General features: G+C 70.8%; 21 protein-coding genes. 19 read left to right on the top strand and 2 right to left on the bottom strand.

Annotation, left to right across the window (positions count from 1 at the left end; genetic code table 11):
• On the top strand, positions 1-560 hold a 560-nt coding region (locus E3O32_RS16300), incomplete at its 5' end, for a C40 family peptidase (RefSeq protein WP_134510892.1).
• Between the two features lie 117 nt (positions 561-677).
• Here E3O32_RS16300 and ppa read toward each other — a convergent pair.
• On the bottom strand, positions 678-1169 hold the full coding sequence (gene ppa / locus E3O32_RS16305; RefSeq protein ID WP_134510893.1) for an inorganic diphosphatase: 492 nt from the start codon (positions 1167-1169) through the stop codon (positions 678-680).
• A gap of 45 nt (positions 1170-1214) precedes the next feature.
• On the opposite strand from ppa, the gene tilS reads away from it, so the two are divergent.
• The 15 genes from tilS to E3O32_RS16380 all read left to right on the top strand — a co-directional run bounded on the left by tilS (position 1215) and on the right by E3O32_RS16380 (position 14086).
• Positions 1215-2258, top strand: a complete 1044-nt coding sequence (tilS, locus tag E3O32_RS16310; RefSeq protein ID WP_134510894.1) for a tRNA lysidine(34) synthetase TilS — start codon at positions 1215-1217, stop codon at positions 2256-2258.
• Positions 2239-2790, top strand: coding sequence for a hypoxanthine phosphoribosyltransferase (gene hpt / locus E3O32_RS16315; RefSeq protein WP_134510895.1), 552 nt, complete (start codon positions 2239-2241; stop codon positions 2788-2790). The genes tilS and hpt overlap by 20 nt, the downstream gene beginning before the upstream one ends.
• Positions 2791-2853: 63 nt before the next feature.
• Entirely contained in the window at positions 2854-4866 is a 2013-nt protein-coding gene (gene ftsH / locus E3O32_RS16320; protein WP_134510896.1) for an ATP-dependent zinc metalloprotease FtsH, read from the top strand.
• A gap of 7 nt (positions 4867-4873) precedes the next feature.
• Positions 4874-5473 carry a GTP cyclohydrolase I gene (gene folE / locus E3O32_RS16325; protein WP_134510897.1) on the top strand — a complete coding sequence of 200 codons (600 nt, stop codon included), beginning with the start codon at positions 4874-4876 and terminating at the stop codon, positions 5471-5473.
• Between the two features lie 17 nt (positions 5474-5490).
• On the top strand, positions 5491-6285 hold the full coding sequence (gene folP / locus E3O32_RS16330) for a dihydropteroate synthase (RefSeq protein ID WP_134510982.1): 795 nt from the start codon (positions 5491-5493) through the stop codon (positions 6283-6285).
• Positions 6282-6647, top strand: coding sequence for a dihydroneopterin aldolase (folB, locus tag E3O32_RS16335; RefSeq protein ID WP_134510898.1), 366 nt, complete (start codon positions 6282-6284; stop codon positions 6645-6647). Before folP ends, folB begins: the two co-directional genes overlap by 4 nt.
• A complete protein-coding gene (folK, locus tag E3O32_RS16340; protein WP_134510899.1) occupies positions 6644-7225 on the top strand; it encodes a 2-amino-4-hydroxy-6-hydroxymethyldihydropteridine diphosphokinase in 582 nt (193 codons plus the stop codon). The genes folB and folK overlap by 4 nt, the downstream gene beginning before the upstream one ends.
• On the top strand, positions 7222-7695 hold the full coding sequence (locus E3O32_RS16345) for a DUF3180 domain-containing protein (protein WP_134510900.1): 474 nt from the start codon (positions 7222-7224) through the stop codon (positions 7693-7695). Before folK ends, E3O32_RS16345 begins: the two co-directional genes overlap by 4 nt.
• A complete protein-coding gene (locus tag E3O32_RS16350; RefSeq protein WP_241975064.1) occupies positions 7688-8191 on the top strand; it encodes a PH domain-containing protein in 504 nt (167 codons plus the stop codon). The genes E3O32_RS16345 and E3O32_RS16350 overlap by 8 nt, the downstream gene beginning before the upstream one ends.
• Positions 8188-9915 (top strand): PH domain-containing protein, encoded by a 1728-nt coding sequence (locus E3O32_RS16355; protein WP_134510901.1) that lies wholly within the window; start codon positions 8188-8190, stop codon positions 9913-9915. Before E3O32_RS16350 ends, E3O32_RS16355 begins: the two co-directional genes overlap by 4 nt.
• Positions 9912-10718: a Rossmann-like and DUF2520 domain-containing protein gene (locus E3O32_RS16360; RefSeq protein ID WP_134510902.1), complete on the top strand. Its 807-nt coding sequence runs from the start codon at positions 9912-9914 to the stop codon at positions 10716-10718. The genes E3O32_RS16355 and E3O32_RS16360 overlap by 4 nt, the downstream gene beginning before the upstream one ends.
• A 31-nt stretch (positions 10719-10749) precedes the next feature.
• Complete coding sequence (gene panC, locus E3O32_RS16365; protein WP_241975065.1) at positions 10750-11616, top strand: pantoate--beta-alanine ligase; 867 nt, start codon at positions 10750-10752, stop codon at positions 11614-11616.
• 76 nt (positions 11617-11692) lie between these two features.
• The gene (gene lysS, locus E3O32_RS16370; protein WP_134510904.1) at positions 11693-13261 is read left to right on the top strand and encodes a lysine--tRNA ligase; all 1569 of its coding nucleotides are present in this window, start codon (positions 11693-11695) and stop codon (positions 13259-13261) included.
• A 4-nt stretch (positions 13262-13265) separates the two neighbouring features.
• Positions 13266-13484, top strand: coding sequence for a hypothetical protein (locus E3O32_RS16375; protein WP_134510905.1), 219 nt, complete (start codon positions 13266-13268; stop codon positions 13482-13484).
• Positions 13481-14086: an SGNH/GDSL hydrolase family protein gene (locus E3O32_RS16380; RefSeq protein ID WP_134510906.1), complete on the top strand. Its 606-nt coding sequence runs from the start codon at positions 13481-13483 to the stop codon at positions 14084-14086. The genes E3O32_RS16375 and E3O32_RS16380 overlap by 4 nt, the downstream gene beginning before the upstream one ends.
• Before the next feature lie 149 nt (positions 14087-14235).
• Here E3O32_RS16380 and E3O32_RS16385 read toward each other — a convergent pair whose 3' ends face one another.
• Entirely contained in the window at positions 14236-15471 is a 1236-nt protein-coding gene (locus E3O32_RS16385; RefSeq protein WP_134510907.1) for an ROK family transcriptional regulator, read from the bottom strand.
• A gap of 54 nt (positions 15472-15525) precedes the next feature.
• On the opposite strand from E3O32_RS16385, the gene E3O32_RS16390 reads away from it, so the two are divergent.
• The 3 genes from E3O32_RS16390 to cls all read left to right on the top strand — a co-directional run bounded on the left by E3O32_RS16390 (position 15526) and on the right by cls (position 18187).
• A complete protein-coding gene (locus tag E3O32_RS16390; RefSeq protein ID WP_241975066.1) occupies positions 15526-16437 on the top strand; it encodes a LacI family DNA-binding transcriptional regulator in 912 nt (303 codons plus the stop codon).
• 103 nt (positions 16438-16540) lie between these two features.
• Positions 16541-16717 (top strand): hypothetical protein, encoded by a 177-nt coding sequence (locus E3O32_RS17355; RefSeq protein ID WP_166790886.1) that lies wholly within the window; start codon positions 16541-16543, stop codon positions 16715-16717.
• A 6-nt stretch (positions 16718-16723) separates the two neighbouring features.
• Positions 16724-18187 (top strand): cardiolipin synthase, encoded by a 1464-nt coding sequence (cls, locus tag E3O32_RS16395; protein WP_134510909.1) that lies wholly within the window; start codon positions 16724-16726, stop codon positions 18185-18187.
• Positions 18188-18200: the final 13 nt, after the last annotated feature.

Raw genomic sequence — 18200 nt, forward strand, 5'->3', positions numbered from 1 at the left:
AGGCAGCGGCGAAGGCGGCTGCGGCGGCCAACAAGCCGGCCCCGGCAGCCCCGGCAGCCCCGGCGGCACCGTCGGCCCCTTCGGCACCGTCCGGCGGCGGCAGCGCCCCGGCATCCGGCGGCGGCTCGGCGCCAGCCCCGGCCCCCGCTCCTGCTCCGGGTCCTGCCCCGGCGCCGAACGCAAACGCCGTGGATGTGGCGATCTCGTTCGCCAGCGCCCAGCTCGGCGACCGCTACGGCCTCGGCGGCTCCGGCCCCGACGTCTGGGACTGCTCCGGTCTCACCAAGGCGGCCTACGCTGCCGCCGGTGTGTACATCGGATCCCACTCGGCGACGAACCAGTACCGCACCATGGCGAACCAGGGACGCCTGGTCTCATTCAGCCAGGTCCAGCGCGGCGACCTCGTCTTCTGGGGCGGCGGCGGGGACTACTACCACGTGGCGATCTACGTGGGCGGCGGTCAGGTCCTCGAGGCGGCCGATTACGGCAAGCCGGTGCGCATCCACAGCATCTGGTCGCCGGGCGACGTCGCGCCCTACGTGGGCCGCCCCACCGGCTGACCCCCACCCGGCTGACCCCTGCCGGCGGACCCCCACCGGGGCCGTCACACCTCGCCGAGATGTGAGAAAAGCCGCTTGCCAGTCCGGGAAGCGGCTTTTCTCACAGTTCGGCGAGGACTAGTGGCCCTCGGCGGCCAGCTTCTCGATGCCGTCGCGCACGATCTGGTCGGCCTCGGCCGCGTCGCCCCAACCCTCGGTCTTGACCCACTTGTTCGGTTCGAGGTCCTTGTAGTGCTCGAAGAAGTGCTCGATCTCCTTGCGGGTGTACTCGGGGATGTCGGTGACGTCCTGGATGTAGTCCCAGCGCGGGTCGCCGGCCGGAACGGCGATGACCTTCGCGTCGGAGCCGCCGTCGTCGGTCATGTTGAAGACGCCGACGGGGCGCACGGACACGCCGACGCCGGGGAAGAGCGGGAAGTCCAGGAGCACGAGCACGTCGACGGGGTCGCCGTCGAGGCCGAGCGTGTTCTCGAGGAAGCCGTAGTCGGTCGGGTAGACGAAGCTCGTGTAGAGCACCCGGTCCAGGTACACCCGCCCGGTCTCGTGGTCGACCTCGTATTTGTTGCGGCTCCCGCGAGGGATCTCAATCACTGCGTCGTATTCGGCCATGGCCTGGTTTCTCCCTTGATCAAAGTCTGCGGCTAACGTTACTGGATGCAGTCACCACCCCGCCCGAGACTAACCCCGGCCATCGCCGATGTGCGCCGGATGGTGCGGGGTGCCCTCCCGGCCCGCGGGCTCGTGCTGGTGGGCCTGAGCGGGGGAGCGGACTCCCTCGCCCTCGCCGCCGCCTGCGCGTTCGAGGCCGGCCGGGCCGGCATCCGGGCCGGGGCCGTCATCGTCGACCACGCGCTGCAGGCCGGGTCGGCGGATGTCGCGGCCACGGCGGCAGGCCAGGCCACCGCCCTCGGGCTCGCCCCGGTGCTCGTGCTCCGGGTCACCGTCGACCATGCCGCGGCCGGCGACGGCCCGGAAGCGGCCGCCCGCACGGCCCGCTACGCCGCCTTCGACACGGCCCTGGCCGAGACCGGCGCGAGCCACATCCTCCTCGGCCACACTCTCGACGACCAGGCGGAGACGGTGCTGCTCGGCCTGGCCCGGGGATCGGGGCCGACCAGCCTGCAGGGCATGGCCGCCGCCAGCGGACCCTACCTGCGCCCGCTGCTCGGCCTGCGCCGGAGCGTCACGCGACAGTTCTGTGTCGACGCCGGCCTGGCGCCCTGGCACGATCCGCACAACGTCGAACCGCGCTTCACCCGGGTGCGGGTGCGGGAGAGAGTGCTGCCGCTGCTCGAACGGGAGCTCGGCCCGGGTGTCGCCGAGGCGCTCGCCCGCACCGCCGAACAGCTGCGGGAGGACTCGGCGGCCCTCGACGCCCTCGCCCGCGGGATCGGCGACGAGCTCGGCGAGCCCGCGGACGACGGGGCGCTGAGGGTCAGCGTGGCGGTGCTCGCGGCGAGCCCGCCCGCGCTTCGGCAGCGGAGCATCCGTTTCTTCGCCGAACGCGAGTTCGGGGTCTCCCTGGGCCGGGTGCACACCCTGGCCGTCGCCCGCCTGGTCACCGACTGGCACGGGCAGAAGGCGCTCGACCTGCCAGGCATTAGAGTTGTACGGCAGGACGGATGGTTGATTTTCTCCGGGCCTGGACCCGAACCGAGCAAAGGACCCTCTCGCTCCCATGGAACCACGCGACATTGACGGCGACCTGACCGAGATTCTGATCGAGGAAGAGGCCATCCGCGACAGGCTGGCCGAGTTGTGCCGCCGGATCGAGGCGGACTACGCCGGCAAGGACCTGCTGCTCGTCGGAGTCCTCAAGGGTGCCGTGATGGTGATGGCCGACCTGGCCCGCGAACTCAAGCACCCCATCGCGATGGACTGGATGGCCGTGAGCTCCTACGGCTCCGGAACGCAGTCCAGCGGCGTCGTGCGCATCCTCAAGGACCTCGACACCGACCTGCACGGCCGCAACGTGCTCATCGTCGAGGACATCATCGACTCGGGCCTGACCCTGTCCTGGCTCCTCGCCAACCTCAAGTCGCGTGAACCGGAGTCCGTGGAGATCTGTGCGCTGCTCCGCAAGCCGGATGCCGCGAGGGTCGACATCGATGTGAAGTACCTCGGTTTCGACATCCCGAACCAGTTCGTCGTGGGCTACGGCCTCGACTACGACGAGAAGTACCGCAACCTGCGTTCGGTCGGCGTGCTCGCGCCGCACATCTACGCCTAACGATCGCGCTCAGGGCGAACACACGGCGACCACCCAGTGGCGGCACGATAGCCTGTGACAACCATGAACGTCAAGAAACTACTGCGCGGGCCACTCCTCTACATCATCCTGGCGATTGTCGCCGTGTGGGTAGGGTCGAGTCTCATCACCATGTCGGGGTTCAAAGAGATCCCCACCCAGCAGGGACTCGAGTTCCTGAAGGACGGGAAGGTCTCCCAGGCCAAGATCGTCGACGGTGACCAGCGGGTCGACCTGACCCTCACCAAGGCCGACAAGGAACTCGGCAACCAGGTGCAGTTCTACTACGTCGCCCCGCGCGGCGCGGAGGTCGTCGACGCCGTCACCGGCGCGAACCTGCAGGACGGCTTCACCGACGAGGTGCCGCAGTCGAGCTGGTTCCTCTCGCTGCTGAGCATCCTGCTCCCGCTGCTCCTGATCGGCGTCTTCTTCTGGCTGATGCTCTCGGGCATGCAGGGCGGCGGCAACAAGGTCATGCAGTTCGGCAAGTCCAAGGCCAAACTGGTCTCCAAGGAGAGCCCCCAGGTCACCTTCGCGGATGTCGCGGGTGCCGACGAGGCGATCGAGGAACTCGAGGAGATCAAGGACTTCCTCAAGGAGCCCGCGAAGTTCCAGGCCGTCGGCGCGCGCATCCCCAAGGGTGTGCTGCTCTACGGCCCTCCCGGCACCGGCAAGACCCTGCTCGCCCGCGCCGTCGCCGGCGAGGCCGGCGTGCCGTTCTACTCCATCTCCGGCTCCGACTTCGTCGAGATGTTCGTCGGCGTCGGTGCCAGCCGCGTGCGCGACCTGTTCCAGCAGGCGAAGGAGAACGCCCCGGCCATCATCTTCATCGACGAGATCGACGCCGTCGGCCGTCACCGCGGCGCCGGCATGGGCGGCGGGCACGACGAGCGCGAGCAGACCCTCAACCAGCTCCTGGTCGAGATGGACGGCTTCGACGTGAAGGCCAACGTCATCCTGATCGCCGCGACGAACCGTCCGGACATCCTCGACCCCGCACTGCTGCGCCCCGGCCGCTTCGACCGCCAGATCGGCGTCGACGCTCCGGACATGCTCGGCCGCAAGCGCATCCTCGAGGTGCACGCCAAGGGCAAGCCGATGGCGAAGGGCGTCGACCTCGAGGTTCTCGCCCGCAAAACCCCGGGCTTCACCGGCGCCGACCTGGCCAACGTGCTCAACGAGGCCGCACTGCTCACCGCGCGCTCCAACGCGCAGCTGATCGACAACCGTGCCCTCGACGAGGCCGTGGACCGGGTGATGGCCGGCCCGCAGCGCCGCACCCGCATCATGCGCGACAAGGAGAAGCTGATCACGGCCTACCACGAGGGCGGGCACGCCCTCGTCGCCACCGCGATGAACAACACCGACCCGGTGACCAAGATCACCATCCTCCCGCGCGGCCGAGCCCTCGGTTACACCATGGTCATGCCGATGGAAGACCGCTACTCGGTCTCCCGCAACGAGCTCCTCGACCAGCTCGCCTACGCGATGGGCGGCCGCGTCGCCGAAGAGATGATCTTCCACGACCCGACCACCGGCGCCTCCAACGACATCGAGAAGGCCACCGCCACGGCCCGCAAGATGGTCACCGAGTTCGGTATGAGCGCGGCCGTCGGCCCGCTCAAGCTCGGCCAGTCCTCCGGCGAGGTCTTCCTCGGCCGCGACATGGGCCACCAGCGCGACTACTCGGAGCGGATGGCCGAGAGCGTCGACAAGGAGGTGCGCGAGCTTCTCGAGGCGGCGCACGACGAGGCCTACGAGGTGCTCGGACGCAACCGGGCGATCCTCGACAGGCTGGCCGCCGCGCTGCTCGAACACGAGACGCTCAGCCAGGCCGAGCTCGCGCCGATCTTCGCGGACGTCGAGAAGCTCCCGCCCCGGCCGCAGTGGCTCTCCAGTACCAACCGTCCGGTCTCCGACCTGCCGCCGATCGAGATGCCGCTTCCCAAGGCCGCCATCGACGACGGCGTCGTCGACGGCGGGGTCTCCAGCGGCGACACCGCCCCGATCAAGCCGAAGCGCGCGCCCGCCCGCACCCCGCGTCCCGCCACCGCGTAGGCGCCGGGTGGCAGTCGACAGGACGCGGATCGAGGCCGCGGTCGTTGAGCTCCTTGCCGCGATCGGCGAGGATGTCTCCCGGCCCGGCCTGGAGGCGACCCCGCGACGCGTCGCCGAGTCCTACAGCGAGTACTTCGCCGGGCTCGGCGTCGACCCGCTCGACCACCTGCGGGACACGATCCCGGTCGGCCCGGCCACGGGGGAGCTCGTGCTCGTGCGCGACCTCGCCTTCCGCTCCGTCTGCGAGCACCACCTGCTGCCGTTCATCGGCCGCGCCCACCTGGCCTACCTGCCGGGCGACCGGGTGGTCGGCCTCGGCCGTCTGCCCGCCGTGGTCGACACCCTCGCCGCGCGCCCTCAGGTGCAGGAGCGCCTGACCGAGGAGATCGCCGAGGCGCTGCAGACCGGCCTGGCTCCCCGCGGCATCCTCGTGGTGCTCGACGCCGTGCACGGCTGCGTGACCACCCGCGGTCCCCGCCAGACGGCCAGCTCGACCGTGACCATGGCCAGCCGCGGCGAACTGTCCGACCCGGCGCACCGCGCGGAGATCATGGCCCTGATCGGTGCCGGCCCGATAAGTGCCGGCCCGATCGGTGCTGCACGGTGACCGTGTCGACCCAGGTGATGGGGGTGCTCAACGTCACGCCCGACTCGTTCAGCGACGGCGGCAAATGGGCCACGACGGATGCCGCGATCAGCCACGGCCTCGCCCTCCGCGCCGAGGGAGCCGACCTGATCGACGTGGGCGGTGAGTCCACCCGCCCGGGCGCGGTCAGGGTCTCGCCCGCCGACGAGCAGTCCCGGATCATCCCGGTGATCACCGAACTGGCCCGGCAGGGCGTGGTGGTCAGCGTGGACACCCTCAACTCGGGCACCGCCGCGGCAGCCGCCGCGGCCGGCGCCGCCATCATCAACGACGTCTCCGGCGGTCTCGCCGACCCGCGGATGGCCGCCGTCGCCGCCGACACCGGGCTCACCTATGTCGCCATGCACTGGCGCGGGCACGCGCAGAAGATGGATTCGCTGGCGGTCTACGGCGACGTCGTCGCCGAGGTGCTCGCCGAACTGTCCTGGCGGGTCGACGCCCTCACCAACGCGGGCGTCCGGCGCGACAAGATCGTGCTCGACCCGGGCCTCGGCTTCGCGAAGCTCCCGGCGCACAACTGGCGGCTGCTCGCGAACCTGGACGCGTTCGGCACCCTCGGGCTGCCGGTCATGGTCGGCGCGTCCCGCAAGCGTTTCCTGGCCGGGGTGCTTCCGGAAGACGCCGGCATCGAGGCGCGCGACCTGCCGACCGCGGTGCTCAGCGTGCTCGCCGCCCAGGCCGGGGCGTGGGCGGTGCGCGTGCACGACGTCCCGGCGACCCGCACGGCCCTGAACGTGCTCGCACTGGTGGACTCCGCCAGAATGGAACCATGACAAGCGACTCCATCACCCTCACCGGGCTGCGGGTCACCGCGCACCACGGCGTCTACGACTTCGAGCGTGAGAACGGGCAGGACTTCGTCATCGACGTCACGGTGTGGCTCGACCTCCGGGCCGCGGCACACTCCGACGACCTGGCCGGCACCATCCACTACGGCGAACTCGCGGTCGAGGTGACGGATGCCGCGAGGGGCAACCCGGTGGACCTGATCGAGACCGTCGCCGAACGCATCGCAGCCGTGGTTCTCGCCCACGAGCAGGCGGAACGGGTGCAGGTCACCGTGCACAAACCGAATGCCCCCATCTCGGTGCCGTTCGCCGACGTCGCCGTGCAGATCACCCGGACCCGGGCATGAGCCCGGCATCCGCAGGCACCGGCCCCGCCGATTCGCCGCACGCCGATCCACCGCACGCCGATCCACCGCACGCCGAGCCGGTCGTGCTCGCCCTCGGCAGCAACCTCGGCGACCGCACCCGGACCCTGGCCGCCGCCGTGCGGGCCCTCGCGGACCTGCCCGGCTTCGACCTGACCGGAGTGTCGCCGGCATTCGAATCCGCCGCCGTCAAACCGTCCGGGGTCGATGAGACCGCCCCCCGCTACCTCAACTCGGTGGTCGCCGGGGAGTACACCGGCACCCCGCACGCCCTGCTCGACGCGGTCAACGGCATCGAAGCCGACCTCGGCCGGGTGCGCGCCGAACGCTGGGGCGACCGCACGCTGGACATCGACATCATCGTCTTCGGCGCCCTGGAGTTCTCCGACGACCGGCTGACGATCCCGCATCCGCTGGCCCACGAACGCGACTTCGTGCTCGCCCCCTGGCTGGAGCTCGACCCGGAGGCGGCCATCCCCGGGCGCGGCCCGGTGCGCGCCCTGCTCGCCGGCCTCCATCCCACGGTGGCGCCCTACCGGGAGATCGGCGGCGACCGATGAAGCGCACCCAGCCGGGCACGGTCATCCTGCTGGTCCTGGTCGGACTCGTGTTCGGGTTCCTGCTCGAGGTGACCGCCGCCGCGACCGGGTCGCCCATCCTGATCCTCCCGATCACCCTGCCGATCGCGCTGGTCGTCATCGGCGTGGCCGTCGCCCTGCTGGCCTGGCCGATCCGCCAGGCCACCCGTGGCAAACCCGGCCGCCGCGTCGACCCGTTCATGGCCATGCGGGTGGCTGTGCTGGCGAAGGCGTCCGCGTTCAGCGGGGCGCTGTTCCTCGGCGCGGGCCTCGGCATCGTGCTCTACGTCCTCACCCGCTCGGTCGTGCCGACGGTAACATCGGTATGGCTCGCCATCGGCATGGCGGTCGGCGCCGCACTCCTCCTCACGGGCGGTCTGGTCGCCGAACACTTCTGCACCCTGCCGCCCGATGACGACGATGAGAAGGAGCGGGGAGAAGCGCGTGCCTGAACCCGAAACGCCACGCCGGCTGGACCTGCCGGACGTCCCCGACTGGAAGCGGGTCTCCCCGCGTTATGTCCTGGTGGAGATCGTCGGCACCGTGCTCTTCGGCCTCGCCCTCTGCGGCGGCGCGGTCGTGCTCTGGCTCGTCGTCGGCCTGGAGTGGGCACCGTACCTGATCGGGGCGATCGTGCTCGTCACCCTGCTCACCGTGCTCTTCGAGCCGCGCCGGGTGCGCGCCATCGGCTACCAGCTGCGGCAGGACGACCTGCTGTTCCGGCGGGGCATCATGTTCACGCGCTTCGTGTCGGTTCCCTACGGTCGGATGCAGCTGGTCGACATCACCCGCGGCCCGATCGCCCGCTGGCTCGGCCTGGCCGACCTGAAATTCGTCACCGCGGCCGCCTCCTCCGGCGTGCTCATCCCCGGCCTGGCCGAGGCCGACGCGGAGAGCCTGCGCGACCGGCTGGTCGAACTGGCCGAGAGCCGCCGGGCCGGGCTGTGACCAGCCTCGCCGACGGTGAATGGCACCGGCTGCATCCGGCCAGCCCGCTGCTGCGCGGCGGGATCTTCATCGTCGCGGTGCTCGGCTTCATCGTCGCGAACCTCCGCGAACGGCTGATCGACTTCTTCTTCGGCGTGCCCGTCTACGGCAGTGACCCGATCGACGAGATCATGCGGCGCGGCGCGGTCGGCTGGGCGCTGCTCATCGTCGCCGTCGTGCTCGTGTTGATCCTGCTCGGCTTCTACCTCTCCTGGCGCATGCACACCTTCCGGGTCAGCGACGAGGTCGTCGAGGTGCGCAGCGGACTTGTCTTCCGCAGCAACCGGCGGGCCAGGCTCGATCGGATCCAGGGCGTCAACATCGTGCGGCCGTTCGTGCCGCGGCTGTTCGGGGCCGCGAAACTCGAGGTCAGCGTGGCCGGGCAGGACGCGAACGTGCAGTTGGCCTACCTGGGCTCGGCCCTGGCGGATGCGCTGCGCCGGGACATCCTGCACCTCGCCTCCGGGCTCCGCCAGCCCGCCGCCTCTGCCTCTGCCTCTGCCGCTGCTGCTGCTGCTGCCGCCGCCTCTGCCGCCTCTGCCGCGGCTACCTCCACCACGGCTGTTCCGAATTCAGGAACCGAGGCCGAAAACGGGGCGGAAACCGGCGGCCTCCGCAGTCAGCGGGCTTCCGCACCTGAATTCGGGACAGCGGAGGGCCGGGTTCCCGGGGGGAGCGGCGCTCCCGCGGGGATCGGCGCGGCGGCGGCAGGCATCGCCGGCGGGATCGGCGGATTCGCCGTCGACCGGGCGAACGAGTTCTTCGCCCCGGAACTGGATCCGGACGCGGCCCCACCCGAGTCGGTCGTGCGGATCCCGCCCGGCCGGCTGATCGGCTCGGTCTTCTTCAGCGGCTTCACCGTGTTCCTCGTGCTGGCCGGGATCGCCCTCGTCGTCTCCATCGCGTTCGGCGGCAGCGGCTGGCTGCTCGTGGCCATCCTCCCCGGCATGATCGGCAGCGTCAGCTACTACTTCTCCCGGTTCACCAAGTCCCTGCGCTACAGCATCGCCGGCACCCCCGACGGCGTGCGGGTGGGCTTCGGCCTGCTGTCGACGAGCAACGAGACGCTCCCGCCCGGCCGCATCCACGCCATCCGGGTGTCGCAGCCCGTGCTCTGGCGCCCGTTCGGCTGGTGGCAGGTGCGGATCAACACGGCCGGGCACTCCACCAATAAGGGCGCGGCCGGCGAGGCCAACACCACGACCCTCCCGGTCGGAACGGAGGACGACGTCGCCCGGGTGCTCGAACTGATCCTGCCCGGGTTCAACTCCGCCGAACACCTCGCGCTGATCGGCCGCGGCCTCCGCTCCACGGGCGGAGACGACGGTTTCACCAATGCGCCCGGGCGTGCCGCCTGGCTCCGCCCGTTCTCCTGGCGCCGCACCGGCTACGCAATCTCAGACGGGATCGCGCTGCTGCGCCGCGGCACCGTCAGCCGGGAACTGATCCTCGTGCCGCTGGCCCGGCTGCAGAGCGTCGGCGTCAGCCAGGGCCCGGTGCTGCGGATGCTCCGCCTCGCCTCGGCCTCACTGCACACCGTCGCCGGCCCGGTCGCCGCCACGCTCAGCGTGCTCGACGCCGGAGAGGCCGTGACCCTGTTCGAGCGCGTCTCCGCCGGCGCGATCGAGTCCGCCCACCTGGACACCAGCCACCACTGGAACCTCCCGAACGGAGCCCCCCGATGACGCAGCGACCCGGCCGACTCGGGATCGGCATCATCGGCGCCGGCCATGTCGGCCCCATCCTCGGCGCTGCCCTGGCCGGCGCCGGCCACGCGATCGTCGGAATCTCCGCGATCTCCCAGACCAGCCGCGACCGGGCCGAAGCCATCCTGCCGTTCGTGCCCATCCTGACCGTGCCCGAGATCGTCGAGCGCAGCGAACTGGTGATCATCGCCGTGCCGGACACCCAGCTGGAAAGCCTCATCGCCGGGCTCGCCGCCACCGGCACCTGGCAGGCCGGCCAGCTCGTGCTGCACACCTCCGCCCGGTTCGGCACGACCGTGCTCGCCCCGGCCCAGGCCGGCGGGGCGATCCCGCTGGCGATCCACCCGGCGATGAGCTTCACCGGCACGAGCATCGACATCGCCCGGCTGGCCGATAGCTGGTTCGCGGTAACCGCTCCCACCCCGGTTCTGCCGATCGCGCAGGCGCTCGTCGTGGAGATGGGCGGCGAACCGGTGATCGTCGCGGAGGCCGATCGCCCCCGTTACGCCGAGGCCGTGGACACGGCCACCGCGTTCGCGACCTCGATCGTCGAACAGGCGACCGGCCTGCTCGCCGGGATCGGGATCGACCGGCCCGGCGCCGTGATCGCGCCGCTGGTGCGCTCGGCCATGGAGAACGCCCTGGCCCGCACCAGCCCCGACCGGCTCGACCTGTCCCTGCTCGCGGACCTGCCTGGGCCGGGCACCCGCGACGACCCGGCCGGCGAAAACCGTGCCCGCGAAGACCCTGCACACGAAGACGCTGACGACTTCGATGAATGAACCAACCGCAACACACGGAGGACGAGTGAACGTGCTCACCACACCAGAGGTCATCGACACCATCGCCGGGCTGCGCGCCCGGCTGGCCGAAACCGGGGAGCGAGCCGGCGAAAGGCCCCGCGTCGTGCTCGTTCCGACCATGGGCGCCCTGCACGCGGGCCACCTGGCCCTGGTGCGCCGGGCCCGGGAACTCGGCGACATCGTGGTGGTGTCGATCTTCGTCAACCCGCTTCAGTTCGGCGCCGGCGAGGACCTCGCCAGCTACCCGCGCACCCTGGGCGCGGACGTCGCCGCCCTCGGCGCGGTCGGCGTGGACCTCGTCTTCGCCCCCACCGGCCAGGTCATGTACCCGCACGGCCCCAGCTCCACCCGGGTCACCGCCGGTCCCGTCGGCACGCTCTACGAGGGTGCGGCGCGGCCCGGGCATTTCGACGGCATGCTCACCGTCGTCTGCAAGCTGATGAACATCGTCGGCCCCGACGTGGTCGTCTTCGGCGAGAAGGACGCCCAGCAGGTGTTCCTGGTCGAAGCGATGCTCGAGGACCTCGACTTCCGGCCCGTGATCGAGGTCGTCCCGATCGTGCGGGAACAGGGCGGGCTCGCGCTCTCCAGCCGCAACCGCAACCTCGCCGAGGAGCAGCGCGCCGCGGCCAGGGCGCTGTCGGCGGGGCTGGCGGCCGCCGCATCCGTCGCCGGCCGGGGCACAGCCGCAGCCCTGCAGGCGGCCCATGCGCTCATCGACGCCCAGCCACTGGTTAAACTGGACTATCTCGTCGTCGTGGACCCGCAGACCTTCCTTCCGGTCGCAGCCGACCATCACGGGCCCGCCCGGATGCTGGTCGCCGCGCTGGTGGGCAGCACCCGCCTGATCGACAACGCAGCCCTCGACCTGAACTGACCATCTTCTTCCCACCAGATCAACCCGCGGAACAGCCAGGGCACCGCCCGCCTGCCAGCCGCCGACGGAGAACCGCATGAGCCCGAACAACACCCCCCAGCCCGCCACGACCGCGGCGGCGACCGACGCCCGGAGCACGGCCGAACTCGCCGAGGCCGAGGCCGCGCTGGCGGAGATCACCGAACAGAAGGCCGTGCGGCTGGCCAAGCGCGACCGCCTGATCGGGGCGGCGACGACCCCCGCCGGCGGCGCCTACCCGGTCTCCGTTCCGGTCACCGACACCATTCCCGCCGTGCGGGCCCGGTTCGGCGCCCTCGAGCCCGACGCCGTCACGGGTGTCACCGCGGGCCTCGCCGGCCGGGTCGTGCACCTGCGCAACACCGGCAAGCTCTGCTTCGCCAGCCTGCAGGCCGGCGACGGCAGTCGCATCCAGGCCATGGTCTCCCTCGGCGAGGTGGGCGCGGAGTCCCTGGCCGAGTGGAAGGACCTGGTCGACCTCGGCGACCACCTCTTCGTCTCCGGCGAGGTCATCTCCTCCCGTCGCGGCGAGCTGTCGATCATGGTCACCGACTGGCAGATCGCCGCCAAGGCCCTGCTGCCGCTGCCGAACCTGCACACCGAGCTCAGCGAGGAGACGCGGGTGCGCAGCCGCTACCTCGACCTGATCGCCCGCGAGCAGGCCCGGGCCAGCGTCGTCGCACGCTCCCGGACCGTCGCCAGCCTGCGCCGGACGTTCACCGACCGCAACTTCCTCGAGATCGAGACGCCGATGCTGCAGGTCATGCACGGCGGGGCATCCGCCCGCCCGTTCACGACCCACAGCAACGCCTTCGACACCGACCTCTACCTGCGGATCGCCCCCGAGCTGTTCCTCAAGCGCGCCGTCGTCGGCGGCATCGACCGGGTCTACGAGATCAACCGCAACTTCCGCAACGAGGGTGCCGACTCCACCCACTCGCCCGAGTTCGCCATGCTCGAGGCCTATGAGGCGTACGGCGACTACAACTCGATCGCCGACCTGACCCAGACGCTGATCCAGGATGCCGCGCTCGCGGTCTCCGGCTCGCACGTCGTGACCTGGGCCGACGGCACGAAGTTCGACCTCGGCGGCGACTGGGACCGGATCGGCATGTACGACAGCCTGTCCGCCGCGGTCGGCTACCCGATCTCCCCGGAGACCCCGCTGGCCGAGCTGCGGGTGCTCGCCGACGCCGAGGGCCTCGAGATCGACCACCCCATCCACGGGAAGTACGTGGAGGAGCTGTGGGAGCACTTCGTCAAGGGCGGCCTGACCCGGCCCACCTTCGTGATGGACTTCCCCGTCGACACCAGCCCCCTCGTGCGCGGCCACCGACAGATCGCCGGCGTGGTCGAGAAGTGGGACCTCTACGTGCGCGGCTTCGAACTGGCCACGGGCTACTCCGAGCTCGTCGACCCGGTGATCCAGCGTGAACGCTTCGTCGAGCAGGCCAGGCTCGCCGCCGGGGGAGACCCCGAGGCGATGCGCCTGGACGAGGAGTTCCTCCGCGCCCTCGAATACGGCATGCCGCCGACCGGCGGGATGGGCATGGGCATCGACCGGTTGCTGATGGCGCTGTCCGGCCTCGGCATCCGCGAGACCATTCTCTTCCCGTTGGTAAAGTAAGCCCATGAGCCAGCAACCCCCGGAGGAACCCGCCCGCGACGACGCCGCCCGTGATGAACTCGCCCGTGACGAACGATCGGCTGAGGATCCGAAGCGCGGCGACGAATCCGATCCGGCCGGGAAAGAGGGACCGTCGACGAACCGGATCATCCTCTGGGTCATCGTCGGCGGCATCGCGCTCTACCTGATCGGCTCCGGGGTCTACGGCATCCTCGTCAAATGACGCCCGTCGTGCTGTTCACCGGGGACAGCGTCACCGACTGCGGCCGGCGGGAGGACCACGACGGCCACCTCGGGTCCGGTTACGCGCGGAACATCGCCGGCTCCGGCTGGGCGGCCGGCCGCCGGGTCGTGAACACCGGCATCAGCGGCAACCGCATGGTCGACCTTGCCGCCCGCCGGCAGCGGGACGTGCTCGCCCACGCCGCCGACATCGTGTCGGTGCTGATCGGCGTTAACGACACCTGGCGGCGCTACGACGACAACGAGACCACCACCGCGGAGAGCTTCGAGAACGACTACCGCCGGCTGCTCGATCCGATCGCGCGCTCCGGCAGCCGGCTCGTGCTGGTGGAGCCGTTCCTGCTGCCGGTCACCGAGGCGCAGCGCGCCTGGCGCGAGGACCTCGACCCGAAGATCGACGTGGTGCACCGGCTGGCGGTCGACTACGACGCGGTGCTCGTCGCCGCCGACGCCGGGCTCACCCGCAGCGCCGCCGCCGTCGGCGCCGAAACGGTCGCCCACGACGGGGTGCACCCGACGAGCGTCGGCCACGAACTGCTCGCCAGCCTGTGGCTGGAAGCGGTCACCGCCGCCGGCCTCTGACCGCCGGCCTGCCCGCCGGCCCCGCCCGTGCCCTGTCGAATTCGACGGAGATTTTCCCGAAATCCGGCACTATTTGGTGATTTTCGGGCCTGGAGCGAGAAAAGTCCGTCGAATTTGACGGGGGCGACACGCGGATGCCGTGCAGCGGCTCAGCCCGGCCGGCGCCGCGCGCGCCCGGCGAGTTCGGTGGCCCGCGGCGACAGCTCCTGCTGCAGAATGAGCGCCGCACCGCCGACCGCGGCCGCGTCGGCGACATGGGCGGAGAGCCGCACGTCGACCGGATGCCGGGCCCGGGCGAAGAAGCGCTGCTGGAGCCGGGTGACCGCGGCGGTCAGATAGAGCGACCCGGCCGTGGCGAAGGACGGGCCGGCGAGCACGACCGAGTCGAGATCGAGGATGTTGGCCAGGTTCACTATGGCCGTGGCCAGCTGCTCGGCGGAGCGCTCGATCAGCTCGCGGGCGAACGGGTTGCCGTGCACGGCGGCCGTGGCGATCAGGTCGAAGTCCCGGAACGGATCGCCGTCGGGGGAGAGTTCGAAGCCCGCCGCGTGGCCGGCCCCGATCAGGGCGCGCGCCCTGCCCGCCACGGCGCGGGGACCGGCGAGGTCTTCGACGGTGCCGCCCGGTGTCTTCCCGGTCGGGTCGTCGACCCAGAGCTGGCCGAGTTCGCCGGCGTTCGAACTGGCACCGCGGTAGACGGTGCCGCCGAGCACGATTCCCGCGCCGATCCCGGCGGCCATGTAGACCGTGCAGTGGGCGGCCGCGTTCGCGACCGTGCCGCCCCAGAACTCGCCGATGGCGGCGGCCGTCGCGTCGTTGTCGAGTGTCACCGGCAGTCCCGTCGCGCGCTGCAGGGCGGCGCGCACCGGGAAATCGCCCCAGGTGGTCAGGGTCGGCGGGGCCAGGATGCGGCCTGCCTCCAGATCGAGCGGGCCGGGCGCGACGATGCCGATGCCGGCCACCAGCGGGGTGGCGATGTCCAGGCTCGCCAGCAGGCGCCCGATCCGATCTGCGATCCGCTCGATCACCCGGTCGGGGCTTTCGTCGCCGACGCCCCTCGTGCGGGTGCGGCCGACGACCGCGCCGGAGAGGTTCGTGACCACGAAGGTGATGAAGTCGGCGCCGAGCTGCACCCCCACCGCGAACCGGGCATCGGGGTTGATGTTCAGCAGCACCCGGGGCTTGCCGCCGGTCGACTCGCTGCGCCCGGTCTCCAGCACAAGGCCGTCGAGGATGAGCTGGCGGACCACGGTCGACATGGTCGCCTGGGTCAGCCCGGTGTGCTCGGCGAGCTCGACCCGGCTGACCGGGCCCTCGGAGCGGATGAGGTCGAGCACGATGCCCCGGCTCGTCGTGGTCGCGAGCGGAGCGCGCGGGTTCGTCATTCTGCCTCCAACGCACAGGATAAGGCCCGGGCCGCGATGGTGGATAATCCAACTGTGATCCCCGAACCCGAGCCGACCGCGCGGCGGCATCCGCCGCTCCCGCAGTCGCCGTCATTGGCGATCGGCCTCGAGATCGGGCTGGTGCTCCGCCGCCCGCCGCGCCTGCTGGGGATCGACCCGTTCTACGCCGAGTTCATCGCGGGGATGGAACGCGTGCTCGCCGTGCGCGACGGCTCGGTGCTGCTGCAGGTGGTGCCCAGCCTTACGAAGGAGACCGAGACCTACCGGCGCTGGGCGGCGTCCGGTCAGGTGGCAGGGGTCGTGCTCGCCGACCTGGTCGACGACGACGGCCGGGCGGACTTCCTCCGCACCCTCGGCATCCCCGCCCTCGTGCTCGGCGAGAAGGCGCCGCCGGCGGGTGTCGCCGCGGTGCAGGTCGACAACTACGCGGCGATGACGGATGCCGTCACCCGGCTCGCCGACCTCGGTCACCGGCGGATCGGCCGGGTCTCCGGCCCGCGACCCCTGTTGCACACCCGGGCGCGCACCGAGGCGTTCGAAGACGCCACCGCCGCCCTCGGCGCGCACGGGGTCGTCGTGGAGGGCGACTACACCGAGGAGAGCGGCGGGCGAGCCACCCGGAGCCTGCTCGGCCTGGCCGACCCGCCGACGGCAATCATCTACGACAACGACCTGATGGCGGTCGCCGGCCTCGGCGTCGCCGCCGAACTCGGCATCGACGTGCCGGGCTCGCTGTCCCTGCTCGCCTGGGACGACTCGGCCCTGTGCCAGCTGGCCACCCCGCCGTTGTCGGTGATGAGCCGCGACGTGCGCGCCCTCGGCGAGATGGCGGCCGGGGCGCTGCTCGGGCTGATCAGGGACGAGGTGCCGGTGATCCTGCCGGCACCCTCGCCGCGCTTCATCACCCGCGGGTCGACGGCAACCGCTCCGCCGGATCCCCGCTAGCGGATTCGGCGGTGGGCCGGGCGGGCCGGTCGCCCGTGCCGGGGCAAGCATCCGGGAACCGGTCCGTTCCCGGCGCCGGTTATCCCGTATCGTAGAGAGGGATATGGACAACTTCTGGGTTAGCGCATTCTGGTCGCTCGTGCCCACCGTGCTGGTCGGGCTGATCTTCTGGCTGGTGATGCGGTCCATCCTCCGGGCCGACCGCACCGAGCGGAAGGTCTACGCCCGGATCGAGGCGGAAGAACGCGCCAAACTCGGGCTCGACAAGCCGGTCGCCTGACCCGGCATGTTCGGCATCGACATCTCGACCTTCATCCTGGTGGTCGCCCTCGCCGTTGACTTCACCATCCGCGTGGTCGCCGTGATCGTCGTGCCGCGCAACCGCCGGCCCACCTCCGGCATGGCCTGGCTGCTGACCATCTTCTTCATCCCCTACCTCGGCGCCCTGCTCTTCCTGATGATCGGCTACCGCACCCTGCCCAAGAAACGGCTGGAGAAGCAGGAGGAGATCAACCAGTTCATCCTCGATAGCACCGAGGGGATGGAACAGGTGCGCCGGGACCACGTCTGGCCGCCGTGGTTGGATTCCGTCGTCGAACTCAACCGCAACCTCGGGTCGATGCCGCTGGTCGGCGGCAACCAGGCCCGGCTGCTCGGCGACTACGAGGGCACCCTCGCCGAGATGGTCGCCGACATCGACACGGCCCGCAAGTATGTGCACGTCGAGTTCTACATCCTCTCCCTCGACAAGACCACGGCCTCGTTCTTCGACGCCCTGGAGAACGCCGTCAAACGCGGAGTGACCGTGCGGGTGCTGATGGACCACATCCAGTCGATGCGCAAGCCCGGCTACCGCAAGACCCTGCGCCGGCTCACGGCGTCCGGAGTGAAGTGGGAGCTGCTGCTGCCGCTCCAGCCGCTCAAAGGCAAGTGGCAGCGCCCCGACCTGCGCAACCACCGCAAGCTCGTCATCGTCGACGGCAAGGTCGGCTACATGGGCTCGCAGAACATCATCGACCGCAGCTACAACATGCCCGGCAACATCCGTCGCGGTCTCAAGTGGAAAGACCTGATGACCCGGCTCGAGGGGCCGATCGTGTCCGGGCTCAACGCGATCTTCATCACCGACTGGTACGGCGAGACCGACGACCTGCTCACCCGTGACATCGAACCGGCGGATGCCGAGGTCGTGCCGCACTCGCTGGACTGCCAGGTCGTGCCCAGCGGTCCCGGGTTCGAAGGCGAGAACAACCTGCGCCTGTTCCTCGCGCTGCTCTATTACGCCCAGGAACGCATCATCATCACCAGCCCGTACTTCGTGCCGGACGAGTCGATCATGTACGCGATCACCACGGCCACCCAGCGCGGGCTGCACGTGGAACTGTTCGTCTCCGAGGTCGGCGACCAGGCGCTGGTCTACCACGCGCAGCGCTCCTACTACGAGGAGTTGTTGCGGGCGGGCGTGATCATCTACCTGTACAAGGCGCCGTACGTGCTGCACGCCAAGCACTTCACCATCGACGACGAGGTCGCCGTGATCGGGTCGAGCAACATGGACATGCGCTCGTTCAGCCTCAACTTCGAGGTGTCGCTGATGGTGCGCGGCCGCTCCTTCGTGCGCGAGCTCCGGGCGGTCGAGGACGGCTACCGGGCCGACAGCCGCCGGCTCACGCTCGACGAGTGGATGCAGCAGCCGCTGCGCTCCACCGTGCTCGACAACCTCGCCCGGCTCACCAGCGCCGTGCAGTAGCGGCGAGGAGCGC

The sequence above is a fragment of the Cryobacterium mannosilyticum genome (assembly GCF_004402705.1).
Lineage (GTDB): Bacteria > Actinomycetota > Actinomycetes > Actinomycetales > Microbacteriaceae > Cryobacterium > Cryobacterium mannosilyticum.